This window comes from Urechidicola vernalis (genome assembly GCF_031846385.1).
Lineage (GTDB): Bacteria > Bacteroidota > Bacteroidia > Flavobacteriales > Flavobacteriaceae > Urechidicola > Urechidicola vernalis.
In genome coordinates this window covers 1-244 of record NZ_JAVRHV010000033.1, presented here as the reverse complement: position 1 = coordinate 244, position 244 = coordinate 1, and the positions used below count along the sequence as shown (strand labels likewise).

Here is a 244-nt window from a genome sequence, read left to right as displayed (position 1 = left end):
TCACCAGTATTTGTTCCAGAAGTATTCGCAATAATAGCGGCTTGTCCAGGAGTAATACCTGTTTTAGCCGTATTTAGGGCAATTGCAGCATCTTGCGCAGTTTGTTCAGTTTCAATAACGCCAATTGCAGTGTCAAGGACTATAATATCAGCTTCATTACCGCTAATATTTCCTGCATTTGTAGCAATTCCAGAAATATCTTGATCTCCAGTGTTTGTTCCAGAAGTATTCGCAATAATAGCAA

1 protein-coding gene is annotated in these 244 nt (G+C 38.9%); it reads right to left on the bottom strand.

Annotation, left to right across the window (positions count from 1 at the left end; all coding sequences use genetic code 11):
• The coding region (locus RM519_RS13985) for a hypothetical protein (RefSeq protein WP_311594445.1) at positions 1-244 on the bottom strand (244 nt) is incomplete at both ends.